Origin of the sequence: Leisingera sp. ANG-M1, from assembly GCF_000813745.1 — a bacterium.
GTDB lineage: Bacteria > Pseudomonadota > Alphaproteobacteria > Rhodobacterales > Rhodobacteraceae > Leisingera.
The window spans coordinates 64,522-79,587 of the sequence record NZ_JWLC01000010.1; the positions used below are offsets into that span (position 1 = coordinate 64,522).

The window sequence follows — 15,066 nt, forward strand, 5'->3', positions numbered from 1 at the left end:
GCCGCTGCCGCTGGTCATCGCGTCGTTACCAGTGCCGCCGTCCAGCTTGTTGTCACCGTCGCCGGCGTTCAGGGTGTCGTTTCCGTCGCGGCCAAACAACTGGTCTCCGTCAAGGCCCGTGGTGATCGCATCGTTTCCGTCACCGCCGTCCACTTTGTTCCTGCCGTCGCCGGCTGTGATGCTGTCGTCGCCGCCGCCGCCGAGGATCTTGTCAGCATCGGCCCCTGCGGTGATCGTGTCATTGCCGGTCCCGCCGGTCAGCTGGTTTTTACCGTCGCCGCCCAGGATCACGTCATTGCCGTCGCCGCCGTAGAGTTTGTCGCTGCCGTCGCCGCCATCCAGGCTGTCATCGCCCAGGCCGCCGTACAGACGGTCATTGCCGCGGCCGCCGGTCAGCGTGTCATCGCCATCGTAACCATACAACTGGTCATTGCCGTTGCGCCCTTCGATCTGGTTGTCTTCGCCGTTGCCATAGCCTTTGTCTGCCGCGGCACCGAGAATGATGTTTTCGATCACCGAACCTTCGCTGACGGTCAGCGTCTTGGAGCCGATTTTGCCGGACACACCGCTTTCCAAGGTAATTGTGGCTCTCAGGGTGACCTGGCTCAGGTCCAGCGTATCAACGCCGCCGTTTGTGTCCGTGACAGTGCCAAGCACGTTGGTCCAGCCCGGCACAAAGCTGTCGGTGAAGACATAGGTATTGTCGGGCGAGGGCGGCGGCGGCGGCGGCGGGGTGTCGCCGCTGTCGATGATTTCCGCCAGATCCGCATTGGCGGCGACACCTGCCAGGAACGCCAGCTGGGTGTCCGAGCCATTGTGGGATACCACCAGCCACGAGCCGCCGCTGCCTGCCTGCAGCGAGACGATGCCATCGCCGGCAGCATCGCTGCCGGAATATCCGATTGCCTCAAGCGCGGCAGTGATGTCGACCCGGTCGCCGGCTGCGAGATCAAAATCCGTGATGGTATCACCGGCCTCGCTCAGCGCGGTGTAGACAAACCGGTCGGCACCGGTGCCGCCGCTGAGAGTGTCCGCGCCGGCACCGCCGATCAGAATGTCGTTGCCTTCACGCGCATCGATGATGTCATTGCCGCTGCCGCTTTCCAGCCGGTTGTTGGCGGAGTTGCCGATCAGGTGGTCATTGCCGGAACCGGTCACGGCATTCTCGATCACGGTGCCGCGGGCGATGGAGAAGTTGCCGGTCAGGCCGTTGAGGTTGGAAAAGGTCTCTGCATTCAGGTTCAGCATCTGGTCAGAGCTGCGCGAACCGAGGTCAATGGTGTCGGTGCCGCCGCTATCGACCAGTGACGCGGCCCAGGTGCCCGACAGGTCCATGCCAAAGCGGCCGGTGGTTTCGTTGTCGCCGTAGGTGGTGTTGCCGGTTTCCACGTTCGCGGGGGTGCCATAGAGGTGGTGAATCGCCGCGATGTCGGCCAGCTGCGCGGTCGCGAGATATGCGAAACTTGCATCAACGGCGGTGTTTTCGCTTTGGTGGAAATAGGACATCACCGACATTTGCCAGCTGTCGTTGGCAAATTCTGCATCCGCACCATAGCTGGCGCTGCCATTGTAGTTGCCGGTATGGCCCAGGCCCAGAGCATGGCCGATCTCGTGCACGAATGTCTGGTAATAGTAGTTGCTGTTGCTGCTGGACCAGTTGGTGTTCACATTGATGTGCGAGCTCAGGATGGTGCCATTGCTGACCGAGGAGCTGGCCCAGGCGCCGGATTGATTGTCATCAAAGGTGATTTTGGCGCTGCCAGTGGTTTCGGTAAAGGTGATCCCGCTCAGCGCGGTCCAGCTTTCCAAGGCTTTGCGGGCCGCATCCTTGCCGGTTGCGTTCAAGCCGCTGAGGTTGACGGTCAGCTCGCCGCCGGCCTGGACATCGAAGGAGCGCTGGGTCCGGCCAGTGTCCTCCCAGTAGCCCTGGTAGAGGTATTGGGCGATCTGGTCGACGGTATAGGTTGGCTTGCCGGCGGAATCACCGCCGCCGCTGGATCCTGATCCGCTGCCGTCGGTGATTTCAGGTATTCTGTGCTGGGCTTGGCCGCAATATTCACACATGGGGGTGTTCCATCCTAGATCGTTAATTTACAAGGGAAATTCAGTGTGCCGAACCAGTTGAACGGCGAAGTCCGCGAGGCTGTCCGGGGTCAATTTCCCGTCCATGACCGAATGTTCGATCACCGGGCCCTGGCCGTTGCGGCCATCCCGGTGCTGCCAGGCCAGATAGCCGGAGATCCAGTCGGGGGACTGGTTCTGCCCGACATAGCGCAGGGTCAGGCCAGGGGAGCTTGCGGGCTCATCGGCACTGGTAACTTCACTGCCCGGGAAGCGGCTGTTCAATTCACCGGCCAGCGCCGCGCACAGGGGCTGTTGCAGGGGGGCGCCGCACTGCAGCTGAATGGTCTGCTCCGGGCTGGCAAGGACAGCGGAGCCGCTGACCAGCAGCCAGATTGCTGCGGAACAGCTGGAGAGTTTTCCAGGTGGCATCATAGAGGGGGTGCTCGCTCAGACGGTGAAAAGGATCAGGTTCAGTCCTGCGCCGTTCTGGCTGCACAGACTCAGGTCTAGATGCGGAATCAGGCGAAATGGCGGTTAAGAAGCGGGCAACATTTAGACGGCGTTAACCCTCGTTAACCAATTGATAAGGATTGGCAGTCCGGAGGTATGGGCGGCCTGCGTCAATGAGAGCTTTTGCAAATCATTCTCAATTTCATTGACAGTTGAGAATGATTTGCAATAACGATGCATCAACAACAGTTTGATATGGAGAATCGGATGTTCCCCAACCTGCTCAAGACGGTCTCTGCAGCCGCCTTTGCAGCCGTTGCTGCCAGCGCCGCAATGGCCGAGGACAAGATGAAAGTTGTCACCACCTTCACCGTGATCGCCGATATGGCGGCCAATGTGGCGGGGGACGCGGCCGAGGTGGTTTCGGTCACCAAGCCGGGCGCCGAAATTCACGGCTACGAGCCGACCCCGCGCGACATCGTGCGGGCTTCGGATGCCGACCTGATCCTGTGGAACGGCATGAATCTGGAGCTGTGGTTCGAGCAGTTCCTGACCAACCTGGATGGTGTGCCGTCGGTGACGCTGACCGATGGTATCAGCCCGATCCCGATTGCCGAGGGCTCCTATGAAGGCAAACCCAACCCGCACGCTTGGATGGGCCTGGATAACGCGCTGATCTACATTGATAACATCGTCGAGGCCTTTGCCGAGCACGATCCGGAAAACGCTGCGATCTACGTCAAGAATGCAGGTGAATATAAGGACAAGCTGCGCGCCACCATCGAGCCGCTGCGCCAGGCGATTGCCGAGATCCCTGAAGACAAGCGCTGGCTGGTAACCTGCGAAGGCGCCTTTAGCTACCTGGCCCGCGATTTCGCGATGAAGGAACTGTATCTGTGGCCGATGAACGCCGACCAGGTCGGGACTCCGCAGCAGGTGCGCGGCGTGATTGATGGTGTGCGTGCCAATAACATCCCGGTGGTGTTCTGCGAAAGCACCGTCAACACCGCCCCGGCCGAGCAGGTCGCTCGTGAAACCGGCGTGGCCTATGGCGGCGAGCTCTATGTCGACTCGCTCAGCGAAGCGGACGGCCCGGTGCCGACCTACCTGGATCTGCTTAGGGTCACCTCGCAGGCCGTGGCCCGCGGCCTGACCTCGGTGACTAATTAAGCCCTTAGGTTCTCATATCCTTTTGCCCCGCAGCGCAAGTTGCGGGGCGTTTCATTTCACAAAGCACAATTTCTGTGTGTAACTCTGCAGGACAGCCTCATGCTTGATGCCAGCGAGACCCACATTATGAACACCAGCGCCATGACCGCCGAGGGCGGTATCGCCGCCGAAAATGTCACGGTGACCTACCGCAACGGCCACACGGCGCTGTGGAACGCCAGTTTTGCAATTCCCCGCGGCACGGTGACCGCGCTGGTCGGGGTGAACGGCGCAGGCAAGTCGACTCTCTTCAAGGCAATCATGGGCTTTGTCCCGGCTGCGCAGGGCGAAATCAGCATCCTCGGCATGTCCGTCAAACAGGCGCTGCGCAAGAATCTGGTCGCCTATGTGCCGCAGTCCGAGGAGGTCGACTGGGCCTTCCCCGTGCTGGTCGAGGACGTGGTGATGATGGGCCGCTATGGCCATATGGGTTTCCTGCGCCGCCCCAAAGCTGCCGACCATGAAGCCGTCGACCAGGCGCTGCGCCGGGTCAATATGCAGGACTTCCGCCACCGTCAGATCGGCGAGCTGTCCGGCGGTCAGCGCAAGCGGGTGTTCCTGGCCCGCGCTCTGGCCCAGAACGGGCAGGTGATCCTGCTGGACGAGCCGTTCACCGGCGTCGATGTGAAGACCGAGGAGCAGATCATCGCCCTGCTGCGGGAATTGCGCGCCGAGGGCCGGGTGATGCTGGTCTCGACCCACAATCTGGGCAGCGTGCCCGAGTTCTGCGACCGGACCGTGCTGGTCAAAGGTACCGTTCTGGGCTTCGGGCCGACCGAGACCACCTTTACCCGGACCAATCTGGAACACGCTTTTGGCGGCGTGCTGCGCCATTTCACCCTGGGCGGCGATGCGCTGCATGACGATGGCGATACCCGTGAGGTCACCATCCTGACCGACGACGAACGCCCCTTTGTCCAATACGGCGAAAAGACCCAGACCAGCGAGGGCGGCAAGCCGTGATGGAATACCTGCTGGAGCCGTTCTCCTACGGCTATATGACCAATGCGATGTGGGTTTCGGCCCTGGTCGGCGGCGTCTGCGCCTTTCTGTCGGCCTATCTGATGCTCAAGGGCTGGTCGCTGATCGGCGACGCGCTCTCGCACTCGGTGGTGCCGGGCGTGGCCGGTGCCTACATTCTGGGTCTGCCTTTCGCGCTGGGCGCCTTCATTGCCGGGGGGCTGGCGGCCGGGGCGATGCTCTTCTTATCGGAACGCTCCGGCCTCAAGGTGGACGTGATCATCGGCCTGATCTTCACCTCTTTCTTCGGGCTTGGCCTGTTCATCGTCTCGATCAGCCCGATGTCGGTCTCGGTGCAAACCATCACCATGGGCAACATCCTGGCGATCACGCCCGAAGACACGCTGCAGCTGGCGATCATCGGCTTTGTCTCGCTGGCAGTGCTGCTGGCGAAATGGAAAGACCTGATGGTCACCTTCTTTGACGAAAACCACGCCCGCACAATCGGCCTGCAGCCCGGGCTGTTGAAGGCGGTGTTCTTTGTGCTGCTGTCGGCCTCTGTCGTGGCGGCAATGCAGACTGTGGGTGCGTTTCTGGTGATTGCCATGGTGGTCACCCCCGGAGCCACAGCCTATCTGCTATGCGACCGCTTCCCCCGGTTGATCATGGTGTCGGTGCTGATCGGCGCTGCAACAAGTTTCTTCGGCGCCTATGCCAGCTACTTCCTGGACGGTGCCACCGGCGGCATCATCGTGACGCTGCAAACGCTGATCTTCCTGGGCGTCTTCATCTTTGCGCCGAAACACGGGTTGCTGGCCGCCAAGCGCAAGGCGCGCGAGGCGCTGAAACGCGGCCCCGTTGCACAAGAAGGGGCTGCGTGATGGACCTCGATACACTGCTGATGCCGTTCCAATTTGCGTTCATGCAGAACGCGTTTCTGATCTCGCTGATCGTCTCGGTGCCCACAGCACTGCTCTCTTGCTTCCTGGTGATGAAGGGCTGGGCTCTGATGGGCGATGCCGTCAGCCATGCGGTGCTGCCGGGCATCGTGCTGGCCTATGTGCTGGGCTTCCCGCTGCTGATCGGCGCCTTTGCGGCCGGCATGCTCTGCGCGGTGGCCACCGGCTTCCTGGCCGGCAACAGCCGGGTCAAGCAGGACACAGTGATGGGGGTGGTGTTCTCGGGCATGTTCGGGTTGGGCATCGTGCTTTATGTTGGCCTTGAGACAAACGCGCATCTGGACCACATCCTGTTCGGCAACATGCTGGGGGTGGAGCCGGACGAGCTGTGGACCGCGGGCATCATCTCGCTGGTGGTTGGCGCGGCGCTGGTGCTGAAGTGGAAAGACCTGCTGCTGCACAGCTTTGACCCGGCGCAGGCGCAAGCCTCGGGCCTGCCGGTGACGGTGCTGCATTACGGACTGCTGGCAGCGCTGTCGCTGACCATCGTGGCAACACTCAAGGCGGCGGGGCTGATCCTGGCGATCGGGCTGCTGATCGCACCGGGCGCTGTGGCCTTCCTGGTGGTGCGCAAGTTCAGCACCATGCTGTGGGTCTCGGTCCTGATCTGCATGTTCTCGATGCTGGCGGGCACCTATGCGAGCTTCTTCCTTGACAGTGCTCCGGCGCCGACCATCGTGCTGATCCTGACTGTGCTGTTCATTCTGGCTTTTGTGCGCAGGCTGTATCTGACCCATCGAACGTCGATGCACCGGACCAAGGACCCCTCTGGGATCGCGTGAATCACGCGGTTCTCGAAGCAACCATCTCCAAAAGCCATTGCCGCACAAGTTCCGCGTTGGGCACCAGATCCTGGCTCTTGGACCACACCAGGTAGAAGCCTGCCCCGGTGGTCCAGGACCATTCCTTGCGCGCCGCCAGAAGCCCCTGTTTGATCAGCGGCTCAGTCACATGCTGCCAGCCAAAGGCAAAGCCCTCGCCGGCAATGGCCGCCTGCAGCACCAGGGCATAGTCGTTGAGCCGCATGCCCGCGGCCGGCGGTCCGCCTGTCACCCCAAAGTGTGCAAACCACTGTTTCCAGCTGGGGCGTTCGCGGATCGGCTCCTCCAGATGGATCAACCGCTCGTGCAGCAGGTTCGGCACGGTGGCCAGATTGACGGCCGAGGCCATCACCCGCGGACTCGCCACCGGATAGATCACCTCGGGCGCAATCAGAGCCGAGTGGCAGTCCGGCCAATTGCCATCCCCCCGCCGTACCGCCAGCGAGATGCCTTCGGTATTAATGTCCGGTTCCCGGTCCGAGCTCTGCAGCCGCAGGTCGATACCGGGATGCGCCTCGTGCAGCCGGGTCAGCTTTGGCATCACCCAGTAGTATGCAAAAGCCGAGGAGCAGTTGAGCGTGACATGGTCATTCCGCCCGAATTGCCGCACCGCCTTGGCGGACGCCAGCACGTCTTCCAGAGCCTTTGAAACGTCAGTGTAAAGCCGCATACCCGCACCGGTCAGCTCCACCTTGCGGTGGCTGCGGCGGAACAGAACCACGCCCAATGACGCTTCCATCTGCTTGATTGCCGCACTGACGGCAGGCTGCTGCACGTTCAGTTCTTCCGACGCACGGGTAAAGGAGCCGTGCCGGGCGGCGGCTTCGAAGACGATCAGGTGGCGGGGGCTGGTGAGGAGTTTCCACAGTTCTTGCATAATTCTCAATTATCCAAACGATCAGATTTTTCAACCGTCACAAATTGGGACGGCAGAGATAGTTTGATTCATCACTTGAGATTTTGGAGAGCCCCATGGCCCGACGCGCCCGCGCCTCGCGCGACAGAACCACTGCCCCCGCCGGTGCCCCCGCATCCCCCTGGATCCAGCGGACACTGCCGTTCTTTGACGTGCTGGACGAGGAGAAGCTGGTCAAGATCGAAGCCCAGGTCGACTGGATCTTCGAAGAGGTCGGCATTGCCTTCCGCGACGATCCCGAAGCGCTCAGGATCTGGAAAGAGGCCGGCGCGCGGATCGAAGAGGATACCGTGCGGGCAGATGCCCAGTGGATCCGGTCGCTTTGCGCCAAGGCGCCGCGGGAGTTCACCCAGCTGGCCCGCAACCGCGCGCGCTCGGTCACCATTGGCGGCAACAACCAGGTGTTTGCACCGATCTACGGTGCGCCGTTTGTACGTGATCTGGAAGGCGGCCGCCGCTATGGCGACATGGAGAGTTTCGAGAAACTGGTGAAGCTCACCTATATGCATCCGAACCTGCATCACGGCGGCTTTGTGATCTGCGAACCCTGCGACGTGCCGGTGAGCAAGCGCCATTTCGACATGCTTTATGCCCATATGACGCTGAGCGACAAACCGCATCTGGGCGCCATCACCGAAATGTCCCGCGCGCAGAACAGTGTCGACATGGCCGAGATCGTCTTTGGCAAGGATGTCATGGATGAGAACTGCGTGATCATGGGCAATGTGAACACCAACTCGCCGCTGCTGGTCGACAAGGTGGTGACCGAGGCGATCCGGGTCTATTCCGCACGCGGGCAGGGGATCGTCGTTGTGCCCTTCATCCTGACTGGTGCGATGGGGCCGGTTTCCACTGCTGCATCCGTGGCGCAGGCGATGGCCGAAGCGATGATGGTCTGCGCCTTCAGCCAGCTGGTGCGCCCGGGCGCGCCGTTTGTGCTGGGAAACTTCCTCAGTTCCATGTCGCTGAAGTCCGGCGCGCCGACCTTTGGCATGCCCGAGCCGGTGGTGTCGAACTATGCAATTGGCCAGCTGGCCCGCCGTGCAGGCCTGCCGCTGCGCTGCGGTGGCTCGCTGACTGCCTCCAAGATCGAGGATGCGCAGGCGGCCTATGAAAGCGCTGACTCGATGCATTCCACAATGCTGGCCGGCGCCAACTTTGTGCTGCACGCGGCTGGCTGGATGGAAGGCGGCCTGTGCACCGGGTTCGAGAAGCTGATCATGGATGCGGACCGTCTGGGCTCCTACCAGAAAGTGCTGAGCCAGGGCCTGGACACCAGCGACGAGGCCTTTGCCCGCGATGCCTATGGCGAGGTGGAGCCGGGCGGGCACTTCCTGGGCTCAGCCCACACCATGCGCAACTATCAGACTGCGTTCTATGAGCCGAAACTCAGCGACAGTGAGAACGTCGAAAGCTGGGAAGACGGCGGTTCCAAGGACATGCGCCGCCGCGCCTATGAACGCTGGAACGAGATGCTGAACCAGTATGAAGCGCCGCCGATGGATGACGCGGTGAAGGAAGAGCTGGCCGCCTACGTCGCCCGCCGCAAGGAAGAGATCCCGGATGCGTGGTACTGAGGCAACCATTTCTTCACGCATATGCACAGGTGATGCAGGGGACAGACAGTTGCCCCGGCACCCCCTGTGCACCCCCTGTACACCCCCTGTGCACCGGCAAGGCGATTTTGACGGCCTTTCCGGGCGGTGGAGGCCGCGCGTATGACCAGGCTGCGTATCACCGGGCTGCGGGCAACCCCCGTCAACATCCCGTTGGAAAAGCCAATGTGGTGGACTGGCGGACATTATCCCGGCACTTCAAAAACCATCATTGAGGTGGAAACCGACCAGGGTCTGCTAGGCCTGGGCGAGGCGCCGTCTGTCGATGTGGTGGACAGCATCCACGCGATGGGCGAGCGGCTGATCGGGGCCGACGCGCTGGATATCGCAGGCTGTGAAGCCCTGTGCGTGCCGCCCTGGCAGATCGTGCAGAACACCGACGACAGCTCGGTCGTGAAGGCCTTCGGTGCAATCGAAATCGCCCTGTGGGATCTGCGCGGCAAGGTGGCTGATGAGCCGCTCTACCGGCTTTTGGGCGGGGCCGTGCGCAAGGAGATCCCGTTCACCGAATATTTCGGCTACCGCGATGGCGGCGAGATGGAGCCGCAAGCGGTGGCCGACTACTGTCTGAGGATGCAGGAAGAGCATGGATCGACCATGTTCGAGGGCAAGCTGATCCTGGGCGATCCTGAGCTGGAGATCGATACGGTCAAGGCGCTGCGCGAGACCCTGGGGCGCAAGGCGATGCTGCGGCTGGACAGCAATATGCAGTACTCGCTGCCCACCGCGATGCGCCTGTTCCGCGAGATCGAGCCTTATAACATCCGCAACTACGAAGACCCGGTTGCGACGTTTGAGGAAATGGCGGAGCTGCGCCGCCACTTCACCATTCCGATTTCAACCCATGTGCCGGACATCCGCCGCGCGGTGGCGCTGGGTGCGCCTGACTACATCGTCACCAATTTCGCGGTGCTGGGCGGGATTGCCCGGGCTGTGCGCTTCATCGGCGCCTGCGAGGCGATGGGCGTCGGCTTCTGGTGCTACTCGGGCGATGCGGGCATTGCCACAGCGGGCTATCTGCATATGTCGGCTGCGATGCCCTGGATCACCGAGCCAAGCCAGTCGCTGTTCCGCTGGCAGATCGGCGATGTGATCGAAGGCGGCCCGTTCCGCCAGAAAAACAACGTGATTGCCGTGCCCGAAGGGCCGGGCCTGGGGGTGACCCTGGACCGCGGCGCCCTGCAGCACTGGCACAGCCATCTGGTCGAGAACGGACCGCTCGACCACTTTTATGACCCTGCAAAACCCGGCCGTTTCCGCCGTTTGCCCCTGAACTGAGGACAAAACCCATGTCAGACAATTTTGCCCAATCGACGCTCAACATCCACAAGGAGGAGAGCACAGGCGACAAGAAGCTGCCGAGCCACGCCAAGGCGGTGATCATCGGCGGCGGCGTTGTTGGCTGCTCGATCCTGTTCCACCTGGCCAAATTCGGCTGGAAGGACGTGGTGCTGCTGGAGCGTGACGAGCTGACCTCCGGCTCCTCCTGGCACGCTGCGGGGCAGATCCATACGATTTCGTCCGATCCCAACATCTCGCGCCTGCAGAGCTATACCATCGATCTGTACAAGGAGATCGAGGAAACATCCGGCCACAGCGTTGGCCTGCACATCACCGGCGGTTTCTACTTGGCCTCGAACAAGACCTGGTACGATTACCTGAAGCGGGAACGCTCCAAGGCGCGCTACATGGGCCTGAACCAAGAATTCATCAGCCCCAAGGAGGTGGCCGAGCGCCATCCGCTGATTGACCCGAAACATTACCACGCGGCGCTGTGGGATGATCAGGACGGCGATCTGGACCCATCGGGCGCGACCTATGCATTCGCGAAATCCGCCCGGGTGCATGGCGCGCAGTATTTCACCCATACTCCGGTGACCGGTACCACCCAGCGCCCGGATGGCAGCTGGGATGTGGTGACCCCGCGGGGCGTCATCAATGCCGAGCATATCGTGAACTGCGGCGGCCTGTGGGCACGTGAGGTTGGCCATATGCAGGGCATCAACCTGCCGGTGCAGCCGATGGAGCACCACTATCTGATCACCGACAAGATCGACGCGGTGGCCAACCACCCGACCCGCCTGCCGGCCGGTATCGACTATGAGGCGAACATCTACTTCCGGCAGGAACGTCAGGGCATGCTGCTGGGTACCTATGAGCCGAAAGGTACACCCTGGAAAGTGGACGGCACCCCCTGGGACTTTGGCCACGAGCTTCTGCAGCCTGATTTGGACCGGATTGCCGACCGTCTGGAAATGTCGTTTGAACGTATCCCGGCGATCGGCGAGGCGGGCATCAAGGATATGATCAACGGGCCGTTCACCTTCGGTCCCGATGGCAACCCGATGATCGGCCCGGTTCCGGGCATGAAGAACTACTGGTGCGCTGTGGGCGTGATGGCGGGCTTCTGCCAGGGCGGCGGTGTCGGCCTGACCATGGCCGAGTGGATGATCGACGGTGAGCCTTCGATCGACGTCTGGGCGATGGATGTGGCGCGGTTCGGCGACTTTGCGACCCCCGACTGGGGCACCGTGAAGTCGACCGAGAATTACGAGCGCCGCTTTGTGATGACCTTCCCGAACGAGACGCTGCCGAAGGGCCGGATGCAGAAAACCACCGCGCTTTATGACCGGCTGGTCGCCAAGGGCGCGCGGATGGGGCAGGGCTTTGGCCTGGAGAACGCGCTGTGGTTTGCCGATGGGCCGGAGGATGCGCATGAAGAGCCTACTTTCCAGCGCAACCGCTCGCACGACTATGTGGCGCGCGAGGTCAAAGCCGTGCGCGAGGCCGTGGGCGGCATTGAAGTTGCCAACTTTGCCAAGCATGAGTTCAAGGGCGCAGGCGCACGGGCCTATCTGGACCGGGTGCTGGCGGGCTATGTGCCCAAACCCGGCCGCCTGACCCTGACACCGATGCTGACGCCCAAGGGCAAGCTCTATGGCGATCTGACCGTGGCCTGCCTGGCTGAGGATCATTTCATGCTGTTCGGCTCCGGCACCATGCAGGAGGCGCACCGCCGCTGGTTTGAAAAGGACCTGCCCGCAGACGTGGCCTACCAGAACGTCTCGGACGATTGGCATGGTATTGCGCTTTCGGGTCCGAAATCGCGGGAGCTGCTGCAGCGGATCACCCGCGAGGATGTCTCGGGCGAGGCGTTCAAGTTCCGCGACCTGCGCCAGACCTTTGTTGGCGGCGTGCCGGTGATCCTGAACCGGATCAGCTTCTCGGGCGAGCTGGGCTATGAGATCTACTGCAAGCCGCAGTACCTGCTGCGCCTGGCGGAAGCGATCGAAGATGCCGGGGGTGATCTGGGCTACCGTTGGTATGGCGCGCGGGCGCTGATGTCGATGCGCCTGGAGAAGGGCTGGGGTGTGTGGACCCTGGATTTCCGTCCTGACTTTGACGCGGTGGAAAGCGGCATGGATGTCTTCATCAATTGGAAGAAGGATTTTGTTGGCAAGGAGGCCGCACTTGCTGCCAAGGAAGCCGGTCCGAGCCGCAAGCTGGTCACCATGACCATCGACGTGGACGGCATCGATGTCTCCAACGACGAGGCGATCCTGAAGGATGGCGAGGCAGTGGGCTACATCTCCTCCGGCGGTTATGCGCATCACGCGCAGACCTCGATGGCGATGGGCTATGTTTCGGCGGAGCACACCGGTGCGGGCACCAAGCTGCAGGTCGAGATCCTGGGCGAGATGTATGACGCTGAAGTGCTGGGCGCGCCGATCTATGACGCCAACGGCGCCAACATGCGTGCCTGATCCGAGCAGGGGAGCGGAAACCATGACCAAACCCATGCGGAAGCTCCCCGAAGCGGCCGAGGCCGTGCCGGCCTGCCGCTGCGTCTTCCTGCTGCTGCCCACCTTCTCGCCGCTGGACCTGTCCAGCGCGGTAGCAGCGCTGGAGGCTGCGAACAGCCATGACGGGACCGCGCGCTATGACTGGCGCGTGGTCAGTGAGGACGGCTTATCGGTCACTGCGCCTAACGGGCTGAGCGTGGCAGTGGACGGCGGCTTGCCGGATCTGACCCGTGGCGACATGGTCTTTGTCTGCGGCGGCCAGGGGTCCGAGCCGGGCGTCTCACTGAAGGTGCTGGGCTGGCTGCGCAAGGCGCAGCGCATGGGGGTGACCCTCGGTGCGCTGGGCGGCGGGGTGCTGGCGCTGGCGCGCTCTGGCCTGCTGGCCGGGCGCCAGGTGTCGGCCCATTGGGCGCTGCGGGCAATCCTCTCCGAAGCCCATCCGGACGTGGAGGTTAGAAGCTCGCTGTTCACCATGGAAAGCAAGCTGATCACCTGCGCCGGCGGCACCGCCACCGTCGACATGATGCTGAACCTGATCTCGGATCACTGCGGCCCGGAGGTGGCAACCGGGGCTGCAGATCTGATGGTCTGCTCCTCCGCCCGCAAGGGCAGTCAGGACCAGACCATTTCCGAGTACGGCCGCGCAGGCGTGCGGCACGAAAAGCTTGCCGCTGCGCTCAGCCTGATGCGCAGCAACCTGGAGGAGCCTTTGACCCCGGGCGGCATCGCCGATCTGGTCGGCCTTTCGGTGCGCCAGCTTGAACGGCTGTTCTCGAAATACCTGCAGACCACGCCCAAGGTCTATTACACAAGGCTGCGGCTGGACTATGCGCGCAGCCTGCTCTTGCAGACCAACATGCGGATCATCGACGTGGCGCTGGCGTCCGGCTTCAACAGCCAGACCCATTTCGCCAAGGTCTACCGCCGCTATTTCGGCAAGTCGCCGCATCAGGAACGGCCGTTCTGAGGGCCGCTGCGCTGGGCTGACGGTCAGCCCGGCGCTTTGCAAACCTTAGCGGTCAGAGGCCCAGGTCGCTGAGGCCCGGGTGGTCTGCCGGGCGGGGGCCTTGCGGCCAGTGGAACAGGCGGTCCGCCTCGGCGATCTTCAGATCGTTGATCGAGGCAAACCGGTGCGCCATGCGGCCGTCTACGGCAAATTCCCAGTTCTCATTGCCATAGGACCGGTACCACTGGCCGGAGGCATCGTGCCACTCGTAGGCATAACGGACGGCAATGCGGTTGCCATCAAAGGCCCAAAGCTCCTTGATCAGCCGGTATTCCAGCTCACGGTCCCATTTGCCAGCCAGGAAGGCCTGCACCGCATCGCGGCCCTGGGGAAAATCGGTGCGGTTCCGCCATTTGGTGTCCGGAGTATAGGCCAGTGCGACGGCCTCGGGGTTTCGGCTGTTCCATCCATCCTCAGCGGCGCGGACTTTGGCAATTGCAGTTTCGCGGGTGAATGGCGGCAGCGGCGGGCGGGGGGCTTCTGTCATGTTTGTGTACCGATCTGTTAACTTTCGATGCAAAGGTGTACAGATCGGTAAATGATTTCAAGAGTGTCAGCGCGAAAACTCGCAGGACAGAAGCGCGGCTGTTGGGGTCGGAGACGGGAAATGGCTGAAAACAAGGGGGTTATCTTGACCCGCCCGGCGCAGATAATATTCACTGGCTGGGACGGAAACTGTCCCACTGGAGCGTTCATGCGGCCCAACAAACGTGCCGAGCTGATTCGAAAATCGTTGGATCTATTCTACCGGAACGGCTTTCACGCCACCGGCATGGACTTGGTGGCGGCTGAAACCGGGGTGTCGAAAACCTCAATCTACAAGCATTTCCGCTCCAAGGAGGAGCTGATCCTGGCGGTGCTGCAACTGCGGGACGAGGATTTCCGTGGCTGGCTGTTTCAGCGGCTGGAGGAGCTGGCGGATACGCCCCGCGGACAGCTGGAAGCGTTGTTCGATGCGCTAGGGGAGTGGTTCGAACAGCCGGGGTTCCAGGGCTGCATGTTCATCAAGGCCAGCGCCGAATATCAGGCCGGCGAGGATCCGATCAACATGCAGTCGGCCGGGCACAAGCGATTGCTGCAGGAGCATTTCGCAGGCCTGGCTGCTAAGGCCGGGGCGCAGGAACCCGCGGCGCTGGCCCGGCAGCTTATGATCCTGAAGGAAGGCGCCATTGTGCTGGCAGCGATGAACCACAGCCCGGCTCCGGCCGGAGACGGGCGCCAAGCGGCGCTGGCCTTGATCGACCTGGCAATCAGATAGCTGT

The 15,066-nt window shown here is 62.3% G+C and carries 13 protein-coding genes; 9 read left to right on the plus strand and 4 right to left on the minus strand.

Features of this window, described 5'->3' with window-relative positions; translation table 11 throughout:
- The coding region (locus RA19_RS25740) for a M10 family metallopeptidase (RefSeq protein ID WP_052261722.1) at positions 1-2,064 on the minus strand (2,064 nt) is incomplete at its 3' end.
- 27 nt (positions 2,065-2,091) lie between these two features.
- Positions 2,092-2,493, minus strand: a complete 402-nt coding sequence (locus tag RA19_RS09105) for a hypothetical protein (protein ID WP_152615721.1) — start codon at positions 2,491-2,493, stop codon at positions 2,092-2,094.
- Between the two features lie 288 nt (positions 2,494-2,781).
- On the opposite strand from RA19_RS09105, the gene RA19_RS09110 reads away from it, so the two are divergent.
- The 4 genes from RA19_RS09110 to RA19_RS09125 all read left to right on the plus strand — a co-directional run bounded on the left by RA19_RS09110 (position 2,782) and on the right by RA19_RS09125 (position 6,424).
- Positions 2,782-3,684, plus strand: coding sequence for a metal ABC transporter substrate-binding protein (locus RA19_RS09110; protein WP_039161824.1), 903 nt, complete (start codon positions 2,782-2,784; stop codon positions 3,682-3,684).
- 99 nt (positions 3,685-3,783) lie between these two features.
- Positions 3,784-4,686 carry a manganese/iron ABC transporter ATP-binding protein gene (locus tag RA19_RS09115; protein WP_052261723.1) on the plus strand — a complete coding sequence of 301 codons (903 nt, stop codon included), beginning with the start codon at positions 3,784-3,786 and terminating at the stop codon, positions 4,684-4,686.
- Complete coding sequence (locus RA19_RS09120) at positions 4,686-5,564, plus strand: metal ABC transporter permease (protein ID WP_039161826.1); 879 nt, start codon at positions 4,686-4,688, stop codon at positions 5,562-5,564. Before RA19_RS09115 ends, RA19_RS09120 begins: the two co-directional genes overlap by 1 nt.
- Positions 5,564-6,424, plus strand: a complete 861-nt coding sequence (locus tag RA19_RS09125) for a metal ABC transporter permease (RefSeq protein WP_039161829.1) — start codon at positions 5,564-5,566, stop codon at positions 6,422-6,424. The genes RA19_RS09120 and RA19_RS09125 overlap by 1 nt, the downstream gene beginning before the upstream one ends.
- A gap of 1 nt (position 6,425) precedes the next feature.
- On the opposite strand, the gene RA19_RS09130 is transcribed toward RA19_RS09125, so the two are convergent.
- Positions 6,426-7,340, minus strand: a complete 915-nt coding sequence (locus RA19_RS09130) for a LysR substrate-binding domain-containing protein (RefSeq protein WP_039161832.1) — start codon at positions 7,338-7,340, stop codon at positions 6,426-6,428.
- Positions 7,341-7,435: 95 nt separating this feature from the next.
- Between RA19_RS09130 and RA19_RS09135 the strand changes: the two genes are divergently transcribed.
- The 4 genes from RA19_RS09135 to RA19_RS09150 all read left to right on the plus strand — a co-directional run bounded on the left by RA19_RS09135 (position 7,436) and on the right by RA19_RS09150 (position 13,765).
- Positions 7,436-8,956: a trimethylamine methyltransferase family protein gene (locus tag RA19_RS09135; RefSeq protein WP_039161834.1), complete on the plus strand. Its 1,521-nt coding sequence runs from the start codon at positions 7,436-7,438 to the stop codon at positions 8,954-8,956.
- A 141-nt stretch (positions 8,957-9,097) separates the two neighbouring features.
- Entirely contained in the window at positions 9,098-10,273 is a 1,176-nt protein-coding gene (locus RA19_RS09140; RefSeq protein WP_206540270.1) for a mandelate racemase/muconate lactonizing enzyme family protein, read from the plus strand.
- 11 nt (positions 10,274-10,284) lie between these two features.
- Positions 10,285-12,759 carry a GcvT family protein gene (locus RA19_RS09145; protein ID WP_152615722.1) on the plus strand — a complete coding sequence of 825 codons (2,475 nt, stop codon included), beginning with the start codon at positions 10,285-10,287 and terminating at the stop codon, positions 12,757-12,759.
- Positions 12,760-12,781: 22 nt separating this feature from the next.
- Complete coding sequence (locus tag RA19_RS09150; protein WP_052261724.1) at positions 12,782-13,765, plus strand: GlxA family transcriptional regulator; 984 nt, start codon at positions 12,782-12,784, stop codon at positions 13,763-13,765.
- Positions 13,766-13,817: 52 nt separating this feature from the next.
- Here the strand turns inward: RA19_RS09150 and RA19_RS09155 are convergent, their stop codons facing one another.
- Positions 13,818-14,291, minus strand: coding sequence for a nuclear transport factor 2 family protein (locus tag RA19_RS09155; RefSeq protein ID WP_039161837.1), 474 nt, complete (start codon positions 14,289-14,291; stop codon positions 13,818-13,820).
- Between the two features lie 207 nt (positions 14,292-14,498).
- On the opposite strand from RA19_RS09155, the gene RA19_RS09160 reads away from it, so the two are divergent.
- Complete coding sequence (locus tag RA19_RS09160) at positions 14,499-15,062, plus strand: TetR/AcrR family transcriptional regulator (RefSeq protein ID WP_039161839.1); 564 nt, start codon at positions 14,499-14,501, stop codon at positions 15,060-15,062.
- Positions 15,063-15,066 lie beyond the last annotated feature (4 nt).

Bases quoted from the DNA above. Each gene is read 5' to 3' on its own strand.
- RA19_RS09125 (WP_039161829.1), top strand. From the start codon at position 5,564: ATGGACCTCGATACACTGCTGATGCCGTTCCAATTTGCGTTCATGCAG.
- RA19_RS09160 (WP_039161839.1), top strand. From the start codon at position 14,499: ATGCGGCCCAACAAACGTGCCGAGCTGATTCGAAAATCGTTGGATCTA.
- RA19_RS09150 (WP_052261724.1), top strand. From the start codon at position 12,782: ATGACCAAACCCATGCGGAAGCTCCCCGAAGCGGCCGAGGCCGTGCCG.
- RA19_RS09105 (WP_152615721.1), bottom strand. From the start codon at position 2,493: ATGCCACCTGGAAAACTCTCCAGCTGTTCCGCAGCAATCTGGCTGCTG.
- RA19_RS09130 (WP_039161832.1), bottom strand. From the start codon at position 7,340: ATGCAAGAACTGTGGAAACTCCTCACCAGCCCCCGCCACCTGATCGTC.
- RA19_RS09115 (WP_052261723.1), top strand. From the start codon at position 3,784: ATGCTTGATGCCAGCGAGACCCACATTATGAACACCAGCGCCATGACC.
- RA19_RS09145 (WP_152615722.1), top strand. From the start codon at position 10,285: ATGTCAGACAATTTTGCCCAATCGACGCTCAACATCCACAAGGAGGAG.
- RA19_RS09120 (WP_039161826.1), top strand. From the start codon at position 4,686: ATGGAATACCTGCTGGAGCCGTTCTCCTACGGCTATATGACCAATGCG.
- RA19_RS09110 (WP_039161824.1), top strand. From the start codon at position 2,782: ATGTTCCCCAACCTGCTCAAGACGGTCTCTGCAGCCGCCTTTGCAGCC.
- RA19_RS09135 (WP_039161834.1), top strand. From the start codon at position 7,436: ATGGCCCGACGCGCCCGCGCCTCGCGCGACAGAACCACTGCCCCCGCC.
- RA19_RS09140 (WP_206540270.1), top strand. From the start codon at position 9,098: ATGACCAGGCTGCGTATCACCGGGCTGCGGGCAACCCCCGTCAACATC.
- RA19_RS09155 (WP_039161837.1), bottom strand. From the start codon at position 14,291: ATGACAGAAGCCCCCCGCCCGCCGCTGCCGCCATTCACCCGCGAAACT.